Origin of the sequence: Gardnerella sp. DNF01157 (genome assembly GCF_049244225.1) — a bacterium.
GTDB classification, from domain to species: domain Bacteria; phylum Actinomycetota; class Actinomycetes; order Actinomycetales; family Bifidobacteriaceae; genus Bifidobacterium; species Bifidobacterium leopoldii.
The window spans coordinates 345701-365689 of sequence record NZ_CP058388.1; the positions used below are offsets into that span (position 1 = coordinate 345701).

The window sequence follows — 19989 nt, forward strand, 5'->3', positions numbered from 1 at the left end:
ATCGAGTACAATATATCAAAATATTAGTTTTGCGTATTATAGGTAAGAGTAATAAAAGATAAATAAACGAATAATTGAAATTTTAAATTGTTTTTATTAGAGAGTAGAAGATGAAATTATGAATACGACCATAAGTTTGAAGGGTATTCGCCCAAGCGGTGACTCAATAGTCATTGGATTATATTCTTCTATTTACATAGATGCTGTTTTAAAAGTTAATTTGAGTAATGCATTAGACGGAGATGAGACTAACGCAATAGATATTCCTCAAATTGCTGAGCGTCTTGCTTTTATGCTTAAACGTTGCGAAAAAGATAGCGAGATTGAGGAGCATCCTGCTATAGCTTTAGAACTTATTGCTAAATCTGTTTTAAATTCTGCTATGCACACTTGGCAAATTAGTGAGGCTGATATTACTGTTCATGCTGCTTTAAGAAGCGAATATTACGGCATGAAAAGCACTGTTGACGATGTTTGTGTTACTTTGAATAGCGTTTCTAGAGAAGAGTTAAATTATTCGGAACGGCGTGTAGTTCCTGAGTCTCTTGCGCATGTTGCTGTTCGCAGTGGAAGCGTATCGGTTGACGATCTTGAGGAAGGCGAAATAGCAGATTACTACCGTTCTCTTATTGAGGAAGATAGAAAAGAAAAGCAACGCAAAGAAGATGAAGACGCTGTTGCAGCTGCTAAAGCTGCTGTTGATATTGCAAATTCTTTCGCAGATGATTATGAAAATAATGGAGATTCACAGTGCTCTTGTGGCGATGAATCTAAAAGTGTCAATTATGGCAATGAGCTTGTTAAAAGAGAAACTAAGTCTCCTTTGTTCCGCATATGTCCAACTCCGTTACAAACAACTGCAGTGATTTCTATGAAGGGTGTCGCGAAACAAGACACGCGTTCTGCTATGCTGAGAATAGTTGCAATGCTCGAGCAGGATAGAGAATCTCGCGTTGACGGTGTATCGGCATTATATGTTGCCAATATGCTTGATGCTGATTATTACGCGGCTGTATTTATTCTGTCTTCGGGTGGTGACGAGTATGAGCTGCTTCGCTTGCTTCGCGCTGTTGCTACTTTGTATAAAGATAAAGTGACTGTGCGAGTGTTGGGTACGCGTTCATATGGTGCTTCTGCTGCTGACACAAGAACTGTTGATGCAGAAAAATTGCCACAACAACTAGCGGAAATGGTGACGGTTGACCCTAAGGCGCCTGAACTTATGCCGTGGATGCAGATAGAGTCGGATGCTGCTTTGGACGATAACTCAGTTTCGTACTCATTAGCGTTTGCTTTTGATGCTCAAACTGTTGGGGTATACTCAGAGCAATGGCTTATAGGGGATGGTTGTTAATGAAAGCGTATCGCACACCTTGGTGGTATCTGGTACTAGGGTTACTGTTTGGCTTTGTGCTGGGCGCATTTCTAGTGTCGTCAACAGAGTCTAGTGCTATGTCGTTAGCAGGAGCTCCGTGGGTTGTTGTTGCAATTATGGTGATTGCTGGCTTAATAACTTTTGTTATGGCATTGCAAACTCATCAAAGTGTTGCCAACAACAAAGATAAGAATAAGAAGCATGTAAGTTCTCAATTTGCTGTTGCGGCTCTTATGCTGTCGAAGGCATTGGGAATGGCAGGTGCTATTTTGTCTGGCTGGTATGTTGGGCAATTGTTAATGAGTTTGCCACACAGTGAGATAATTCTGTATAACTCTGTTGTGCGTGAATGCTCTATTGCTGGCTTGGTGTGCTTTATTGATATGGTTGTTGGCATTTTAGGCGAGTGGCTCTGCCAGATTCCGCCTGAAGATGATTCTGAGTCTGTCAATAAGTCAAATCGTACGCCAGCAACATGCTAGTATTTGCTAGGCTCGTATTTACTAGCTATTAGTTTGCGTAGTTTTATGTAAGTTGCATCTTGCTTGAATTAAGTAGGTAAAAGTATTAAACGCTTTTGACGCAAGTTGCAACAAACGCTGGAATTTCAACGTTTGTAAGGATGGTATATTACTTTGGCTGAATTTATCTATCAGATGATTAAGGCGCGTAAATCGTATGGAGATCGTGTAATTCTCGACGATGTTACTTTAAGCTTCCTTCCGGGCGCAAAAATTGGTGTTGTGGGTCCGAACGGCATGGGTAAGTCGACGCTGCTGAAAATTATGGCCGGTTTGGAAAATGTGACCAACGGTGAAGCTTCTTTGACTCCTGGCTATACGGTAGGTATTTTGCAGCAGGAACCACCTCTTGATGACACTAAGACGGTTGGCGAAAACATTAAGATGGCTTTTGGTGAGATTGCGCAAAAAGTGGCGCGTTTTAACCAAATCGGCGAAGAAATGGCTAATCCAGACGCTGATTTTGATGCGTTAATGGAAGAAATGGGTAAGCTTCAGACTGAAATTGACGCTGCAAACGGTTGGGATTTGGATTCGCAGCTTGAGCAAGCTATGGACGCTTTGCAATGCCCAGACCCGGATTCTCCTGTTTCTGTGTGCTCTGGTGGTGAAAGGCGTCGAGTGGCATTGTGTAAGCTTCTTCTTGAAGCTCCAGATTTGCTACTTTTGGACGAGCCTACTAACCATTTGGATGCGGAATCTATTTTGTGGCTTGAACAGTTCTTGCACAAGTACGAGGGTGCTGTCATTGCGGTTACGCACGATCGCTACTTTATGGATAATGTTGCAGAGTGGATTTGCGAAGTTGACCGTGGTCAGCTTTATCCATATAAGGGCAATTACTCAACGTATTTGGAAACTAAAGCAAAGCGTATGGAAATCCAGGGTGCCAAGGATGCTAAGCTTGCTAAGCGTTTGAAAAATGAGCTTGATTGGGTGCGCAGCTCGCCGAAGGCGCGTCAGGCTAAGAACAAGGCTCGTTTGGAACGTTACGACCAAATGGAGCAAGAGGCACGTAATTCCAAGAAGCTTGATTTCTCTGAAATTCAAATTCCAGCAGGTCCACGTTTGGGCTCGCAAGTTTTGGAAGCAAAGCATATTCACAAGGCTTTTGGCGACCGTGTGCTAATCGACGACTTGTCGTTTACTTTGCCTCGTAACGGTATTGTTGGCGTGATTGGTCCAAACGGCGTTGGTAAATCTACGCTGTTCAAGACGATTGTGGGCTTGGAGCCTCTTTCTGGTGGCGAGCTGATTGTTGGAGACACTGTGAAGATTTCTTACGTGGATCAGAATCGTGCAGGATTGGATCCTAATAAGAACTTGTGGGAAGCTGTTTCAGGCGGACTCGATTTTATTGAGGTTGCAGGCGTTGAAATTCCTACTCGCGCATATGTTGCAAGCTTTGGATTTAAAGGTTCGGATCAGCAGAAACTTACGGGAGTGCTTTCTGGCGGTGAACGTAACCGTTTGAACTTGGCTTTGACTCTTAAGCAGGGTGGAAACTTGCTGCTCCTCGATGAGCCTACTAACGATTTGGATGTTGAGACTTTGGAAAGCTTGGAAAACGCTTTACTTGATTTCCCAGGCTGCGCTGTTGTGGTTTCACACGATCGTTGGTTCCTCGACAGAGTTGCAACGCATATTCTTGCTTGGGAAGGCGACGACGAGAATCCTGCAAAATGGTACTGGTTCGAAGGTAACTTCCAAGCTTACGAAGAAAATAAGATTGCGCGCTTGGGTGAGGAAGCTGCTCGTCCGCATCGCTTGCACCGTAAGCTCACTCGCTAGTTGAGTTTTGTTTTCATTTATTGGCAGAAACATTTGCCGGTGATTTTTACGGCGTTTGCGCGACGACCTGCTTTCGCGCTTGGAGCGTAGTGCGCGAAAGCAACTCGGAGCGTGAGCTTGCATGGAAAGTCCACTGGACTTTCCATGCAAGCTCAGAAGCGAGCACTTATGGTGCGAGCGTCTTGGCGCTTTTTGACAACATTTGCCGTTATTGTGCCAGGCGTGTGCTAGGCTCGATTAGTTCACGTTTTGAAATTTAAGTTTTGAACACACATATTTTACGAAAGGCTATTGTGCCGCATACTCATCATGCTGCGTTCGCTCAAAAGCGAGGCGCGAAGAATACCAAGAATGATAAAAATACGAATAGTATAAACAATACGAATAATAAAAATAGTTATAAAACAAAAAAGCCTAAAAGCGCCAAAAATACTAGGAAATCAGCTGAAAAACGCAATCCTTTTGAGTATCAGGGGAGCCATAAAAATTATGGCTCTAATCACGAGTTCAATTCACGCAGGGAGCGCAATCGCAAAGCAGAAAAAGCTCGTCAAAAGACGCGCGAAAAAGCCTTGCGTTATGAAGAAGTAGCTATTGCGGATGCTGAACAAGATTTTGCTAAGCATAATATTGATAAAAATAATGTTGCTAAGCATAATAGTGCAAAATCTCATAATACAAAACAAAATTCTGCAATATCTTTGCACCCTACTTCGAAAAAGCAAAAGCAAGATTCTCATAACGCAACAATTATTCCAGACTCTGCCATTGAATCTCGTGAAAATTACCGTGACGATGTAACTTTTGCGCAACTTGGCGTTCCAGAGCCTTTAGTAGAGGTGTTGCGTGCGGATGGGAAAACCACTGCATTCCCAATTCAACAAGCAACGCTTCCCGATTCTTTACAAGGCGCGAATATCCTAGGGCGAGGTCGCACAGGAAGCGGTAAAACATTAGCATTTTCTATTCCACTTGTTGCACGTTTAGCTGAGAATTTTGTTGATTTAATTCATTCTGATAAAAACCGTAAGTCACGCGAGTCTAGCGATATTCCTGCTCCTAGAGCAATAATTCTTGCTCCAACTCGTGAACTTGTGCATCAAATTGATGACGTAATAGCGCCGCTTGCTGCAGCTTATGGCATGCGCACTGTGACAGTGTATGGAGGCGTGAGATACCAGCGCCAAGTATCGCAACTTAAGCAGGGCGCGCAGATTGTGCTTGCTTGCCCTGGCCGTTTGGAAGATTTGCTGCGTCAGGGAGCGCTTACGCTTGAAAAAGTAATGGTTAGCGTGCTCGACGAAGCAGACGAAATGGCGGATATGGGATTCCTTCCTGCTGTTACTAGACTTCTTGAGCAAGTTGCGCCAGATGGTCAACGCATGCTGTTTTCTGCAACGCTTGATAGGCAAGTTTCTACATTAGTTGAGCGTTTCCTTCCAAATGCTGTCGTCCATGCTGTGGATGATGCTGATTGTCAAGTTGATACTATGACGCATCATATTTTTGCTGTGTCAGCAGGGGATAAGTACGAAGTTTTGCGAAAGCTTGCTTCCGGAAAGAAACGTTCTATATTCTTTACGCGCACGAAATATCAAGCGAAGAATATGGCGAAAAAATTTGTGCAGCAAGGTATTCCTGCAGTCGATTTGCAAGGTAATTTGTCGCAGAATCAGCGAGATCGTCATTTGGCTGTGTTTGCTGAAGGCTTGGTACGTGTGTTGGTTGCTACGGACGTTGCTGCGCGAGGTATTGACATTAGCGACGTTGCATTAGTTGTGCAAACTGAGCCTCCTGAGGATCCTAAGTCTTTCTTGCATCGTTCGGGTCGCACTGCTCGAGCTGGTGAAGAAGGCGATGTTGTAACGCTTGTGCTTCCTAATCAAAAGCGCGCTGCCCATATGATGCTTCGCAAGGCTGGAATTCATGCGAAAGCTGAGGATGTGAATCCTGCTTCGCTAGTTTTAGATGAGATTGTGGGTGAAGCTGCTGAGCTTCAAGAAGGCTGGAGTATGCCGGAGCCGGAGCAGCAGAAGCGTAAGGGTCGTGGTCGCGGTCGTGGACGTGGGCAACGCAGTGGGCGCGGGCGTGAGAGTGAGCGTGACGAGCGTAACGGTCGCAGCAGTCGTAATGAGCACGGTGAACTTAGTGAACGCAACGAACGCAGTGGGCGCGGTAAACGTGGCGAGCGTGGTAGTCGTGTTCATCACTTCGGTCGTTAGTTTGGCGGTATTGTGTAACGGTCGTAAGTTTGTTCGCTTTGCATAACAATCGTGAGCTTTAGAAACAAATGCTGTGTTTTTCCGGTATTTGTTTCAGCTTTAGTTTTCTTGTCTGTTGTGGCGCGAGGCTTGTATATTTCTCTCCTCGCGCTTTTATTTGCGCTATTCTTGTGCGTTTTGTCGATTTCGCAAATGATTATGTGTTTTTTTTACAAAATTGTCCTGTTTTTTGTCGAAAGTATCGGCTGATTTGGTGTTTTTGACAAAAACAGTAGCAATACTACAAAAGTAAGTAGCAAGTTAACAAGCAATAAGCAAGTGATAAGTGACTTAACAAGAAGCTAAGCTAGCAATTAAGCAAATAGGCAGTTAACCAGGCAGTTACGCAAGTCAATAGTCGGTTAAGCTAGTTACGTCAACTAGCAAATACTACTTAGATTGACCTTTACCAAATGCGCGCAGTTGCACGCCGTTCCAGTCAGCGCTTACGGTTAACGGAGTGGCTGCGTTCATGCCAGCTGTTTTTGCTGCAGATTGAACTGTGCTAGAACTTGGGGAACCTTCGCGACCTGGTTTTGGAGTAAGAACCCACATAGGCGCGTCATCGTCAAGCATATTTGTGGCATCCATAATGGTGTCCGCGAGCTCATCTTCATCGTCGCCGTCGCGCCACCAAATAATCACACCATCAACAGCAGCGTCGTAATCTTCATCTACCAACTCTTCGCCGGTAAGTTTCTCGATGCTTTCGCAAATTGTTTCGTCAACATCGTCATCCCAGAGCCATTGTTGCACAATGTCTCCTGGTTGGAATCCGAATTCCTGTGCATGCTGAAAAGCTATCTGTTCCACGTGATTCAATATATCAAAGCGTCACGAAGTGCGCACATTTGACGGCGTGTATTAAGTAATTTATTGTTTATCAATTACGACACACCAGGACACGCCTCAAAAATCGCGATTATGACACAAATCACTATATATAGGTGGTTATCTTTGCGTCTTGCCCTAGATATTGTGCATGAGTTGGGTTATAGTAGAGCGAGTCGTTAGAAATAGTTCCCATGTTTGCAACGAGAAAATTTGCTAGAAGGAACAGTGTTTAAGAAAGGTCTGTACCGATGCAGGTTTTGGAAGAAACTGCTGTCACAAGCGCAGAAAATTGTACGGATGATGTAGTTGAAGCTCCAGTTTCTCGTGTGCAGGTCGAAAAGCGCGATGGTCGCGTAGTTGATTTTGATCCGCTGAATATCATTATGGCAATTAAGGCTGCTTTTAAGGACTTAGGCAAGGAAGTCGGTCCGCAAGAAGAGCAGATGATTCGCGATATTTCAGATCATATTGAAGCTGAGATTCAGGATCGTTACAATGGTCCAGCAAAAATCGAAGATATTCAGACTTTGGTTGAGCACAGTCTTATTGAGAATCATCTTTACGAGGTTGCTCGCTGCTACACGAGCTACCGACTGAACCGAGATATCGACCGCGCTAAAGCTACCGATATCAACGAGGCTGTTAACCGCCTTGTAAATCGTGATGAGTCTCTTGTTCGCGAAAACGCAAATAAGGATTCCAATGTTTATGCAACTCAGCGCGATCTTCTTGCAGGCGCTGTTTCCAAGGCTTCTGCGTTCTCTATGCTTCCTCACGCAGTTTCTAACGCTCATATGAAGGGTGATATTCACTTCCACGACGCTGATTATTCGCCATTTACTTGCATGAGCAACTGCTCGCTTCCTGATTTTGGCGATATGCTTGCTAAGGGCTTTGCTCTTGGTAACGCAATGATGGATAGCCCAAAGTCTATTGGTACTGCTGCAACTCAGGTTACGCAAATTATTAAGGATATTGCTGGAGCGCAATATGGTGGTCAGACTGTTAATCGCGCTGACGAGATGCTTGAGCCTTATGCTAAGTGCGATTACGACAAAAATCTTGCTATGGCGCACGCTATGATTCCTGATTCCACGCCAATTCAAGTCGCAAAAGATATGATTGACGGCCTAAAAGCTCAGGAGCCTAAGAATCTTCATTGCTTGGACAGAGATCCACTTCCTGCTGATACTCCTTTTGACGAAAACTTGAGTGAGCTTGATCAGCTTCGTGAAGTTTATGCAAAGATTATGACGCGTAAAGCTATTTACGACGCTATGCAAACGATGGAATATCAAATTAATTCCAACCGTGTTTCTAACGGTCAGACTCCGTTCGTAACTGTTGGCTTTGGCTTGGGTACTTCTTGGTTTGCTCGCGAAATTCAGCGCGCTATTTTGCTTAACCGTATTCGTGGTCTCGGCAAAGATCGTCATACTGCAATCTTCCCTAAGCTTGTGTTTACTATTAAGCACGGTGTAAACGCAGACGCTGGCGACCCGAACTACGATTTGAAGCAGCTTGCGCTTGAGTGCTCTACTAAGCGCATGTATCCGGATGTTGTGTTCTACGAGAATATTATTAAGATTACTGGCTCCTTCAAGGCTCCTATGGGTTGCCGCTCATTCCTTCAGGGTTGGATTGATCCAAAGACCGGCAAGGACGTTGAAGACGGTCGTATGAATCTTGGCGTTGTAACTGTTAACATGCCACGTATTGCTCTTGAATCTCACGGCGATGTGACTCGCTTCTGGAAGCTTTTTGACGAGCGTATGGAAGTAGCTCACCAAGCTTTGCGATTCCGTATTATGCGTTGCAAGCAAGCAACTCCTGTAAACGCTCCAACGCTATTCCGTTACGGTGCTTTTGGTCGTTTGGAAGCTAACGAAAGTGTGGATCAGCTGTTCCGTAACGAGCGCGCTACAGTTTCGCTTGGTTACATTGGCTTGTACGAAACTACTGCAGTGTTCTTCGGCAAGGATTGGATGCAAGATCACAGCTGGAATGAGGAAGGCAAGGAGTTTGCGCTTTCTTTGGTTCGCCGCATGAATAAGCTTTGCCAGCAGTGGTCAAAGGCTGAAGGCTACCATTATTCTGTTTACTCAACTCCTGCTGAGTCTTTGACTGACCGCTTTAACCGTATGGATCGTCAGAAGTTCGGCCGCATTGAAGGCGTTACCGATCACGACTTCTACACTAATTCCTTCCATTACCCGGTTTGGTTGCAGCCAACTCCTATGGAGAAGCTTCGCTACGAGGTTGACTTCCCGTATCTTGCTTCCGGCGGCTTTATTAACTACTGCGAGTTCCCATGCTTGCAGGCGAATCCTAAGGCTTTGGAAGCTGTTTGGGATTACGCTTACAAGATTGGCATCGGTTACTTGGGTACGAATACGCCAATCGATCACTGCTTCGTTTGTGGATTCCAGGGCGATTTTGAGCCGACTAAAGAAGGCTTCCGTTGCCCGGAGTGCGGCAACAGCGACCCAGATAAGTGCAATGTGACTAAGCGTACTTGCGGCTACTTGGGCAATCCTGTTCAGCGCCCAATGGTTCACGGACGTCACGAAGAAATCGCTCACCGCGTAAAGCACATGTCTGGCGAAACTGGCCATGTGACTCTTAACAACGGTGAGTCTCGTGAATGGTATGAGGAAACAAAATAAACTTAGCTAATTTACTATGTTGAAACTTAGTAAAATAAGTATGACTAGATAATTTAGCTAAATAAATAGCTTTTCTTGTGTTTGTTGTTTGGTGATAATCTGGCCGTTAGAAATGTATTGCGTTTTGTGATTGCACTTTCTAACGGCTGGATTTATTTTATTTTCGCAAATTTGGTCGTTTATTTTTTAGTTGCTTATTCGGTTTGGAAGGGGGTTGGATATGGCTCGCATGAGTTTGCACGATTTTGCGCCTGCAGACGTGAATCGTGGACCGTGGATTCCTACCTCTCTTTCCAATAACCCTCGCGCAGGACAGTGGTCTAGTGAGCGCATGAGCCAGGGGATGATCGCCGATTACAAGCGTTTTTTGATGACTGACGGCGAGGGAATTCGTTGTTCGCTTTACGTTTCCGGCTGCCCGTTCCATTGCGTTGAGTGCTATAACGAGTCGATTTGGGATTTTCGCGCAGGTCATCCTTATACTCAAAAGCTTGAAGATCAAATCATGGAAGATTTGGCGCAGCCTTATGTGCAAGGTTTAACGCTTCTTGGCGGCGAGCCGCTGCTTAATACTGGCATTTTATTGCCTCTTTGCAAGCGTATTAGAAGCGAATTTGGTCATACGAAAGACATTTGGAGTTGGACTGGATACACTTGGGAAGAGCTTATGCGCAAAGGGGAGACGCCTGATAAGCTTGAGTTGCTACGTTACATTGATATTCTTGTTGACGGCCGTTATATGAAAGATTTGCACGATTCGCTGCTGCAATTCCGCGGCTCTAGTAATCAGCGAATTATTGACGTGCCAAAGTCGTTGGAAAATCCGCAAAATCCTCCTGTAATCTGGGAAAAGCTTCACGATCAGGAGCGTTTTATTCCGTCAATTTACGGAAAAGACCGCGCGCAAGGCGAAGGTGATGCTTCGTAATCCTATTGAATGCGCCACTCATACGATATATTTAACAATGTTTGTGGACGATTATAAGAATGCATACATATACACATGTTAAGCTAAATATAATTAACCTAGTAACATCTGTATTGCAAACTGTCAAAAGAATTATGCTAACTATGCTCATAAATACTGTAACTAAACGATATACAGTTGGGTATGTTTTTTCTTTGCATAAATATAAAAGATAGATTAGTAATATTAATAGGACGAATGCTTGAATGGTGAGACTAACAGTATTAATACAAGTGTTATCGTCTTTTAAGTCCTTCAATTGTTTAAAGAAATAAATAGCTGACGAAATATAACAAAGCAGCGTTATTGGCAGTAGAACTATGTGTTTGCTGTTCATATTGTTCCTCACATAATTGTTGATATTAATGTGGAAATTCTCACTGCAAGTCGACACGAATGCCTTTCTGCTGTGCTACAGCGCCAACTATCTTTGTGTTACTCATAAGTTTCTTCTTGGGTGTTGGCTTGAACTTGCAATGATAGTAAAAAAGACATGGATAATGCTACTGAGCAAGTAAGTATTCTATTAATAGCTTTTTTATATTCATGACAGTACCTCTTTATACATGCGAATATACATTTTTTTATTATATAATTTTTTATAAGATGAAATCAATCGTTGTTTATAATTTGAATGTGTAGAAGCACTTTTTCGTATGTGATTTGTCTGTATACTACTATGTCAAAGATTCATCTATTTATGCATTTGGTAATGAAGTAACTCAATACGGAAATGCGCCATGCGCAATAATTCAAATATGTATTTGAAGAAGTGATATTATTAAACCTACACATGACGTTATGTAGGGGAAGGGATGCAATGGCAGAAAAGCCGAAGAACAATTCACGAAAAATTAGCAATAATCCTCCTCGCGCATTGCGTACGATTCTGTTATCTTTAAAAAAGTACCGTTTTCTTGGCGTTTTAACAGTTGTTACTATTCTCGTTGAAGCTGCTATGCAAATTGAGATCCCTACAGTAATGTCAAATCTTATTGATTTTGGCATTATGTCACGTTCTCAAGAAGCTGTGCAATATTATGGTTTGCAATTGCTCATTTTTGCTGCAATTGCAATGATTACAGGCATTATTTCTGGTATTTGCTGCGCGCATTCTAGTGCTGGTTTTGGTAAAAATTTGCGCCACAACATGTTTTCACGCTTGCAAGGTTTAAGTTTTTCTGATTTAGATAAGTTTTCTAGCGGCACTGTTGTTACGCGTATGACTAGCGATGTGTCAAATGTGCAATTTGCTTACCAAATGATTATTCGCTCTGGTGTTCGCAGCGTTATGATTATCATCACTGCTTGGTGGTTTACTTTTTCAATTAGCCCTGCTATCTCGTGGGTTTTTCTTTCATTCGTGCCTATTGTTGGTGCAATTGGCGCTTTTGGTGCGAGTATAGTTGCTCCAGCATTTTCTCGAATTTATCGAATGATTGACGAGATGAATAATAGAGTTGGCGAGAATTTGCATAATATTCGCGTCGTAAAGTCTTATGTGCGTTCTGATTATGAAATAAGTCGTTTTACGCGTATTTCGCATAAAATCTATGATTATTTTATTAAAGCTGAGTATGTGTTAAATTGCAGTATTCCTTTGTTTAACTTATGTTTTTATTCTGGCATGCTGCTTATTGCGTGGTTGGCTTCGCACGAAATTGTGGCTTCAGGAAATAATCCTGCTTTTGGTTTAACAACGGGAAATCTTGCTGCATTAGTAGTGTATGCTTTGCAAATTTTGTTTGCTTTAGCGAATTTAGTTGCAGTTTTTGTAATGTCGTTAACAGCTCGAGCTTCGATGCATCGTATTTCACATGTTTTGCAATCTCGAAATACTGAAGTTGTTTCCAAGCATCCACTTACAAAGCTTTCTGACGCTTCTGTGCGTTTTGAAAATGTTTCGCTACGCTATCCTCAATCAGATAATACAGATGAATCCACTCCAGCAGAACAGGAAATTTTACATGATATAAATATATCTATTCCTTCTGGAGCAACTGTTGGCGTTGTTGGTGCAACGGGATCTGGAAAATCAAGTTTAGTGCAATTAATTGCAAGACTTTATGACGTAACTTCTGGCACTCTTTTTGTAGGCGGAAAAGATATTCGCGATTATGATTCTTCTAGTTTGCGTGAAGAAGTTGGTGTTGTTCTACAAAAAAATATTTTGTTTAGTGGCACAATTGCAGAAAATCTTCGCTGGGGTAGGGCGGAAGCAAGCGATAATGATTTGCGTCAAGCTTGCGAAATTGCTTGTGCTGATGAGTTTATTAAAGATTTACCAGACGGCTACAATACGCATATTGACCAGGGTGGTAAGAATGTTTCCGGTGGTCAGCGGCAGCGTTTGTGCATTGCGCGCGCACTTTTGAGGAAGCCGAAAATTTTAATCCTCGACGACTCGATGAGTGCGGTTGATATGAAAACGGATAGTAAAATTCGCGATGGCTTGAAAAAGTTTATGCCTGATTCTACGCAAATTATCGTTGCTCAGCGCATATCTTCAATCGAACATGCGGATATTATTGTTGTTCTTAAAGATGGTCGTGTTGTTGCTAACGGTTCGCATGATGAATTATTTAAATCTTGTGAAATTTACAGAAATATGGCGGTTTCTCAAGAAAAAAGTCGCATAACTAGCGCAACTAAAGAAGAAGGAGCTAAATAACAATGGCTAATAATAAAACGGCTCACTCTTCTAAAAATGATTCAGCTATTAGTTGGAAAACTCTTAGCAGACTTGCCTCTTATGTGCTTGTGTATCGAGTTAAAATTTGCGTAATTATTGCATCAATAATAGTTAGCGCAATTGTGCAAGCTGCAAGCGCAATGTTTTTGCAATCTCTTGTCGACTCGTATATTCTTCCGCTTGTCGGTAAGCATAATCAGGATTGGACGCCTCTTGTTCGCATGATTATTCTGATGGCAAGTGTTTATGTTGTTGGCGTGTTTTGTTCTTGGCTTTGGAGCAGGCTTGTTGCGAATATATCTGAAAGTGTTATGCGTGATTTGCGAGATTCTATGTTTAAGCATCAGCAGAAGCTTTCATTGCGTTACTTAGATTCTCAAGGTTACGGCGATATTATGAGCCGTTACACAAACGATACTGAGGTTCTTCGTGAAGCAATTTCGTGGGCTTTTCCTGACTCTTTTTCTGCACTAATGTCAATTTTGGCAGCGTTTATATCTATTATGTGTTTATCGCTTCCGGTTGCAGTTTTTGTAGCTATATTCACTGCAATATTGCTTTATTTAGTGCGTTTTATGCTAAAGAAATCTGGCAGTTTATTTGAACAATTCCAGCATGCATTAGGCGAGTTAAATGAGTTTGTTGAAGAATCTGCAACTGGAAGCAAAGTAATTAAAATTTTCAATCATGAAGCAGATTCTATTGAAAAATTAGATAATTGCATAGAAAAAGTGCAAAAAATTTCTGCAAGTGCGAATTCTTATGCAAATAACGTAATGCCTGTTATTAGTAATGCAAGCTATTTGCTTTATGTATTAATTGCTTTACTTGGTGCGTGGGCTGCTTCAGTGGGTCTGCCAACGCTGGGATTATCTGGATCTAGTACTCTTACATTGGGTACGCTTATATCTTTGCTGGCACTTTCGCGCGCATTTATTAACCCTATTGGCGAAATTACAATGCAAGCTAACGCACTTATGATGGCTCTTGCAGGAGCTTCTCGTATTTTTGAGTTACTTGATGAAAAGCCAGAACTTGATTCTGGCAGTGTGCAATTAGTTAAAGTGCGTGTACTTCAGTCTGATGAAGATCTTGAAGAAAAATCAGCATTTGATGTGCTTGAAGAAGTAGACGAACAATCTGAAGGAAGCAATATTTATTGGGCTTGGAAAAGATCAAAGCAAGATAATGGCACTAAAGCTAAAAAGCGCGCTCAAAACTTAAGCGAAATGGCTCAAGAGATTGTGTGCCATGCAAAGCGAGATGCTCGCACTTCTAAAGATGGTCGCTATACTTTGCTTCGAGGCGACGTGCGTTTTACGGATGTTGTGTTTGGTTACAAAGAAAATCATCCAGTTTTGCACGATATTACGTGGTTTGCAAAACCTGGTCAAAAAGTTGCTCTTGTTGGAGCTACAGGTGCTGGAAAAACTACTATTGCTAATCTTCTTACGCGTTTTTACGACATTGATGATGGGCAAATTTTGTATGATGGCATTGACGTGCGCGATATTTGCAAAACGGATTTGCGCCACGCTATTGGCACTGTTTTGCAAGATGTGAATTTATTTACAGGCACAATAATGGACAATATTCGTTATGGAAATCTTGATGCTAGCGACGAAGATTGTATTCAAGCTGCAAAATTGGCTCATGCTGACGCGTTTATTTCTCATCTTCCTGACGGATACAATACGCAGCTTAACAATGGCGGTGAAGGGCTTTCTCAAGGCCAGAAACAGCTTATTTCTATTGCTCGTGCTGCAGTAGAAAATCCGCCTGTGTTAATTCTCGATGAAGCAACTTCATCGATTGACACGCATACTGAAGAATTAGTTCAACATGGAATGGATTCTTTGATGGAAGGGCGCACTGTATTTGTAATCGCTCACAGGCTGTCTACAGTGCGCAATTCTGATGTGATTATGGTGCTGGATCACGGTCGCATTATTGAACGCGGTTCACATGAGGAATTATTGGCAAAACGTGGGGAGTATTATCAGCTTTGCACTGGAGCTGTTGAGTTTGAATAATAGCTTGATTTTGTGCTGCAACACGCCGAACACGCGCGGCACTTGCATTTTGCTAAGGATTCTGTAAGATAGTGACTCGGCTGTTCGAGAGAACAAAGCCACGGCCCCGTAGCTCAGTTGGTTAGAGCGCCGCCCTGTCACGGCGGAGGTCACCGGTTCAAGTCCGGCCGGGGTCGCGATTAGTAGAATACCCGGTTCGCCGGGTTTTTTATTCATCATGGCTCTGTAGCTCAGTTGGTAGAGCGAGCGACTGAAAATCGCTAGGTCAGCGGATCGATCCCGCTCGGAGCCACAACAAAAAACGCGCGACACGATTTGTGCCGCGCGTTTTGTTTTATTCGCTAGTCAAGCTGCTTCCACGAATCAACATCAATATGATGCTCAGGATTTGCCTGCCAAGCTGCCCAAGCAGATTCTACGATATCCTTAACGTCGTAGCGAGCATGCCATCCCATTTCTTCGTTAATTCGCTTCGTGCTGCCAATAAGCTGTGGAGGATCTCCAGCTCTGCGATCAAGAACAGTTTCTTTAAATGGCAAACCGGTCACTCTGCGCACTTCGTCAACAATTTCGCGCACAGACGTACCCTTACCAGTTCCTACGTTAAAAGCGTCGTACTTGCGCTCGTCGCGATCCAAATACGTGAGTGCCGCAATATGCGCGTCTGCTAAATCAGAGACGTGAATATAGTCGCGAATGCAAGTACCATCAGCAGTAGGGTAGTCGTCGCCAAAAATAGCAGGTGCTTTTCCTCGCTGTAGTCTGTCAAGAAGCATAGGAATTAAGTTCAAAATCGCAGGATCTTCCAATTCCACCGGCCCGCATCCAGCTACGTTGAAGTAACGCAGTGCGCAGAAGCGAATTCCGTATGTGTGCTCGCAAGCACGTGCCATCCACTCGCCAAAAAGCTTGGTTTGACCATAAGGGTTAATTGGCAACATTGGCACAACATCTTCTGGTACAACTTCAACAGGAGGCACGCCATAAGTTGCTGCAGAAGAAGAAAATACGAGCTTCTTAACTCCGCTATCTTTCATGCCTTCAAGCACATTAAGCATGCCGTTAATATTCTGTTGATAATACCAAAGTGGCTTTTCTACGGACTCTCCAACTTGCTTTCTAGCAGCAAAGTGAATTACAGCATCAACATTCTCGTCCTTCATGATTTGCGCAAGTCGTTTTCCTGCATCAGGAGAAGAGATATCCATACCATAAAGACGTGCGCCTTCAATTCTTGTAGGCTTTCCGTAGCTTAAATCGTCAACGACGACGACATTTTGATTTGTTTCATGTAAGGCGTGAACTACGTGTGCTCCAATGTATCCGCATCCACCTGTAACGAGAACAGTCATTGTCGACCTTCCTTTTGAATAATATCAATACAATCAGTGAGATTATATCTCGTAAAACTGAAGTTTAATGATATGCATCTGTTGCATAGCATCTGTTATTCTTGCATTTTGATTCTGCAGCGTATGCTTAACTTGAATGTGTCAGTTGTATTATTTTGTAAGGTGATGTTCGAATGATATTTGTTGCGTTATCTGTATTGCGTGTGATTATACGCGCTTATTTGATAATAATGATTATTCGAATGGTTGCAGATTGGTTATTTGTGCTTGTTCCTCGTATGCGTCCTAGAGGTGTTTTTAATTTTCTAATACGGATTATTTATTTCACAACAGAACCGCCATTACGCGTATTGCGCAAGTTTATTCCGCCAACTCGTTGTGGAAAAATTAGTATTGACGTAAGTTATATGCTTTTATATTTTGCTTTGTACGTTCTTCAAATTTGGTTATAGATGAGTTTATGTTTTTTCAACGCGTAATTTTTATAAAAGCGGCGTTTTGTTACATAAATTTTTGTATTAACCGCACTAATTTTCTGCGGACGTGATAGCATCGAATAGATATATATCAAAGGGCTGTGCCCAAAAAGCGAGGTGTAAAGCATATGACTCTGTTGACGCCTAAGGACATTCGAGAGCATACCTTCCAAATTGTACGTTTTAAGGGAGGTTATGACGTTGACGAGGTCGACGAGTTTCTCGATCAGGTTACAGAAACAATAGAAGCACTCGGTCAGCAGGCAGTGCAGGGCCTAGGGGCTTCCACGCAATCTCTTGGCCGTGATGTTGCGGGTTTGAATACGAAGATTGCTGAGTTAACTTCTAAGGTAGAATCCTTAACTAAAGAAAATGAGGCATTGCGTAATGCTTCTAAGAAGCAGGGTGAATCAAATGAAGCTGCTTCCCAACTTGAAGCTACTGCAACTAAGTTGCGTGAAGCTGAAGAAAGTAATCGTGCTTTGACTGCTCAAAACCAGCAGTTGAAGGAACAGTTAGATGGTTTGGGTGCACAGGTAGATCAGTTGACTGCTCAAACTGCTCAAGCAGACAATGCTAAGCAGGTTCAAAAAGAGCTTGAAACTGTTACTCGCGAGCGTGACGACTTCCGTGCAAGCAGCGAAAACTTGGGTCGCGAGCTTGAAACTGTTCGTCAGCAGCTTGTTGTCACTCAGCAAGAAAACACTAAGATTGAGGAACTTTCCAAGCAATTGGAAGAGTCCCGTCAGCGTGAAGAGCAGCTTCGAAAGCAGGTTGCTAAGATGGAGCCAAATACTGAAACAGGTAGCTTGCAAAAGATTGCTGGTGCTGGTGCAGAAGCACAAGGTTCTGAACCAGAACGTGCAACTGCAATGTTGACTCTTGCTATGCAATTGCATGATCAATATGTAGATAAGGGCAAGGCTAAGGCTCAGCAAATTGTTGAAGAAAGCCAAGCTCGTTATAATGAAACTGTTGCTAAGGCGGATGAATATTCTGCACGTACTCGTTCTGAAGCTGAAGAGTACAGCAAACAGACTCATGCTGATGCTGACGATTACTCTACTCGTACTCGCAGCGATGCTGATTCTTATGCTGCTCGTGCTCACAATGAAGCTGATGCTTACTCTGGTAAGGTTCGTCAAGCTGCTGATGATTACTCTAAGCAGACGCATGATCAAGCTGACCAGTATGAGGCTGAAGTACAGCATCGTGCTGCAGACTATGATTCTACAACTCGTACAGCTGCTGATGCATATGCTCGTCAGGTACGTGAGAATCTTGAGAAGCAAACTCAAGTTATTGAAGGGAATATTCAGAGCCTCAAGCAGTTTGAAACTGAATATCGTACTCGCTTGACTGATTTCCTTGGTCAATTGGTTGCTCAAGTTTCTGATGAAAATACCTATGCTGGATTAGGTCAGAAGCAGGGTGAGGAATCTGGTAAGCAAGAGTAGTTTTTAGCAGTGTGTAACTGATATTTTAAAATGTTGCGCACTGCACCGATACTATTTGAATTACTAAAGATCGGATAAATATTGACGCATAGAGATGTGCGTGTGAAACGGCTACGTACTCGCGTAGCCGTTTTTGCACTGATTGTTTTTATTGGTGTTGTGCTAGATCGCATAACAAAACTCTGGGCTTTGTCGACGCTTAGTGACGGGAAAAACATTGAGCTTGTGCCGCACTTGCTTTCTTTAACTCTTGTACGAAATCCTGGAGCATCATTTGGCTTAGGTTCTTCTTTTACATGGGTTATTAGCGTATTAGCTTGTGCTGCTTGTGGTGCCATGATAGCGGCTATTAAGCACACAAAATCTTTGTATTGGACTATTGCGTTTGCTCTAGCGTTTGCTGGAGCTTTTGGAAACCTCATTGATAGAGCGCAGTATGCTCAAGGTTTTTTGAATGGCAAAGTCGTAGATTTTATAAACTACGGTTGGTCTGTTGGGAACGTTGCGGATATTGAGCTTATGTTTGCAGGAATCGCAGTTGTATGCCTTATTTTGATTGGGATTCCTCTTTTAGAGCATGCCGATGAGTGATATTTGCTTTAAAGTTACAAGCCAATTTTCCGGCTGCAGATTTGACGTTTGTTTATCAAAACTAATGGGAGTTTCGCGTGCAAATGCGATATCTCTTATTGAGCGTAACCAAGCGAAAATCTTAGGTAGAAAATCACAGAAATCCTCCATTTTACAAGATGGAGATACGATTGTTGTCGATCAAAAAGGAAGTGCAGAACGAAAAGAAGAGCGAAATAATAAATCTTCTGTATGTAATATTCCAATCATTTACGACGACGACGATGTTGTTGTAATAGATAAGCCTGTTGGAGTGGCGTCTCACGCAGCAAAAGGATGGAGCGGACCGACAGTTCCAGAATGCCTAGAAGCTGCTGGAATAGATATAAAAACAACGCTGTGCGACGAATCGCGCAAAGGAATCGTAAGCAGATTAGACGTTGGAACAAGCGGATTAATGATAATTTGCAAAACAGATTTTGCCTATGAAGTAATGAAAAATCAGTTTGCAAAGCATATCGTTAAAAAAACATATCATGCGCTTGTTCAAGGAGATTTAGCGCAAGATAAGGCAACTATTGATGCTCCTATAGGTCGCGCAAAAGTATCTGATTTTCGTTTTACTATTACTTCGGACGGCAAGCCTGCTGTTACGCACTGGGATGTGCTTGAGCGTTTTGGTCAAGCAACGTTAGCAAGTGTTAATTTGGAAACTGGTCGTACGCATCAAATACGCGTTCATTTTTCGTCTATAGGTCATCCTTTGGTTGGGGATTCAATGTATGGAGCGAACCCAGTTTTGGCTCAAAAACTTGGGTTGCAACGTCAATGGTTGCATTCTATGGAACTTACTTTTACGCATCCGCGCACGGGTAAATCAGTGACTGTTAAGTCGCATTATCCTCTTGATTTGCAACACGCGTTAGAAGCTATGCGAGCATTATTAAAGTAACGTTTTTGCGTTTTTTCAGTCAACTTTCGCTTATAGAATATC

General features: G+C 42.8%; 14 protein-coding genes and 2 tRNA genes. 14 read left to right on the forward strand and 2 right to left on the reverse strand.

The window, feature by feature from the left end; all coding sequences use genetic code 11:
* Window positions 1–118 precede the first annotated feature (118 nt).
* The 4 genes from HXT38_RS01220 (at window position 119) to HXT38_RS01235 (ending at window position 5909) form a co-directional block, all read left to right on the forward strand.
* On the forward strand, window positions 119–1354 hold the full coding sequence (locus HXT38_RS01220; RefSeq protein ID WP_032842550.1) for a hypothetical protein: 1236 nt from the start codon (window positions 119–121) through the stop codon (window positions 1352–1354).
* The gene (locus tag HXT38_RS01225; RefSeq protein WP_032835493.1) at window positions 1354–1857 is read left to right on the forward strand and encodes a DUF3180 domain-containing protein; all 504 of its coding nucleotides are present in this window, start codon (window positions 1354–1356) and stop codon (window positions 1855–1857) included. The genes HXT38_RS01220 and HXT38_RS01225 overlap by 1 nt, the downstream gene beginning before the upstream one ends.
* A gap of 153 nt (window positions 1858–2010) precedes the next feature.
* Entirely contained in the window at window positions 2011–3687 is a 1677-nt protein-coding gene (gene ettA, locus HXT38_RS01230) for an energy-dependent translational throttle protein EttA (RefSeq protein WP_004118724.1), read from the forward strand.
* Window positions 3688–3980: 293 nt separating this feature from the next.
* Complete coding sequence (locus HXT38_RS01235; protein WP_421792027.1) at window positions 3981–5909, forward strand: DEAD/DEAH box helicase; 1929 nt, start codon at window positions 3981–3983, stop codon at window positions 5907–5909.
* 429 nt (window positions 5910–6338) lie between these two features.
* Here HXT38_RS01235 and HXT38_RS01240 read toward each other — a convergent pair whose 3' ends face one another.
* Entirely contained in the window at window positions 6339–6761 is a 423-nt protein-coding gene (locus tag HXT38_RS01240; RefSeq protein WP_004107331.1) for a DUF3052 domain-containing protein, read from the reverse strand.
* 269 nt (window positions 6762–7030) lie between these two features.
* On the opposite strand from HXT38_RS01240, the gene nrdD reads away from it, so the two are divergent.
* From nrdD to HXT38_RS01270, 6 genes are all read left to right on the forward strand, one after another.
* Window positions 7031–9448 carry an anaerobic ribonucleoside-triphosphate reductase gene (gene nrdD / locus HXT38_RS01245; protein WP_004118729.1) on the forward strand — a complete coding sequence of 806 codons (2418 nt, stop codon included), beginning with the start codon at window positions 7031–7033 and terminating at the stop codon, window positions 9446–9448.
* 220 nt (window positions 9449–9668) lie between these two features.
* On the forward strand, window positions 9669–10376 hold the full coding sequence (nrdG, locus tag HXT38_RS01250) for an anaerobic ribonucleoside-triphosphate reductase activating protein (protein WP_082851874.1): 708 nt from the start codon (window positions 9669–9671) through the stop codon (window positions 10374–10376).
* A gap of 859 nt (window positions 10377–11235) precedes the next feature.
* Window positions 11236–13086, forward strand: a complete 1851-nt coding sequence (locus HXT38_RS01255; protein ID WP_101892127.1) for an ABC transporter ATP-binding protein — start codon at window positions 11236–11238, stop codon at window positions 13084–13086.
* Window positions 13087–13088: 2 nt separating this feature from the next.
* A complete protein-coding gene (locus HXT38_RS01260; protein WP_421791910.1) occupies window positions 13089–15140 on the forward strand; it encodes an ABC transporter ATP-binding protein in 2052 nt (683 codons plus the stop codon).
* A 102-nt stretch (window positions 15141–15242) separates the two neighbouring features.
* Window positions 15243–15316, forward strand: a tRNA-Asp gene (locus HXT38_RS01265).
* 43 nt (window positions 15317–15359) lie between these two features.
* A tRNA-Phe gene (locus HXT38_RS01270) sits at window positions 15360–15432 on the forward strand.
* 49 nt (window positions 15433–15481) lie between these two features.
* On the opposite strand, the gene galE is transcribed toward HXT38_RS01270, so the two are convergent.
* A complete protein-coding gene (gene galE, locus HXT38_RS01275) occupies window positions 15482–16492 on the reverse strand; it encodes a UDP-glucose 4-epimerase GalE (RefSeq protein WP_004107342.1) in 1011 nt (336 codons plus the stop codon).
* Between the two features lie 242 nt (window positions 16493–16734).
* Between galE and HXT38_RS01280 the strand changes: the two genes are divergently transcribed.
* The 4 genes from HXT38_RS01280 (at window position 16735) to HXT38_RS01295 (ending at window position 19947) form a co-directional block, all read left to right on the forward strand.
* On the forward strand, window positions 16735–16944 hold the full coding sequence (locus tag HXT38_RS01280; protein WP_254596667.1) for a YggT family protein: 210 nt from the start codon (window positions 16735–16737) through the stop codon (window positions 16942–16944).
* 152 nt (window positions 16945–17096) lie between these two features.
* Window positions 17097–18425, forward strand: a complete 1329-nt coding sequence (locus tag HXT38_RS01285; protein ID WP_004107347.1) for a DivIVA domain-containing protein — start codon at window positions 17097–17099, stop codon at window positions 18423–18425.
* 96 nt (window positions 18426–18521) lie between these two features.
* Entirely contained in the window at window positions 18522–19016 is a 495-nt protein-coding gene (locus HXT38_RS01290; protein ID WP_004107349.1) for a signal peptidase II, read from the forward strand.
* Window positions 19009–19947 (forward strand): RluA family pseudouridine synthase, encoded by a 939-nt coding sequence (locus HXT38_RS01295; RefSeq protein ID WP_421791912.1) that lies wholly within the window; start codon window positions 19009–19011, stop codon window positions 19945–19947. Before HXT38_RS01290 ends, HXT38_RS01295 begins: the two co-directional genes overlap by 8 nt.
* Window positions 19948–19989: the final 42 nt, after the last annotated feature.

Coding starts and splice junctions, on each gene's coding strand:
- HXT38_RS01220 (WP_032842550.1), top strand. CDS start 119: ATGAATACGACCATAAGTTTGAAGGGTATTCGCCCAAGCGGTGACTCA.
- HXT38_RS01225 (WP_032835493.1), top strand. CDS start 1,354: ATGAAAGCGTATCGCACACCTTGGTGGTATCTGGTACTAGGGTTACTG.
- nrdD (WP_004118729.1), top strand. CDS start 7,031: ATGCAGGTTTTGGAAGAAACTGCTGTCACAAGCGCAGAAAATTGTACG.
- nrdG (WP_082851874.1), top strand. CDS start 9,669: ATGGCTCGCATGAGTTTGCACGATTTTGCGCCTGCAGACGTGAATCGT.
- HXT38_RS01255 (WP_101892127.1), top strand. CDS start 11,236: ATGGCAGAAAAGCCGAAGAACAATTCACGAAAAATTAGCAATAATCCT.
- HXT38_RS01260 (WP_421791910.1), top strand. CDS start 13,089: ATGGCTAATAATAAAACGGCTCACTCTTCTAAAAATGATTCAGCTATT.
- galE (WP_004107342.1), bottom strand. CDS start 16,492: ATGACTGTTCTCGTTACAGGTGGATGCGGATACATTGGAGCACACGTA.
- HXT38_RS01280 (WP_254596667.1), top strand. CDS start 16,735: ATGGTTGCAGATTGGTTATTTGTGCTTGTTCCTCGTATGCGTCCTAGA.
- HXT38_RS01285 (WP_004107347.1), top strand. CDS start 17,097: ATGACTCTGTTGACGCCTAAGGACATTCGAGAGCATACCTTCCAAATT.
- HXT38_RS01295 (WP_421791912.1), top strand. CDS start 19,009: ATGAGTGATATTTGCTTTAAAGTTACAAGCCAATTTTCCGGCTGCAGA.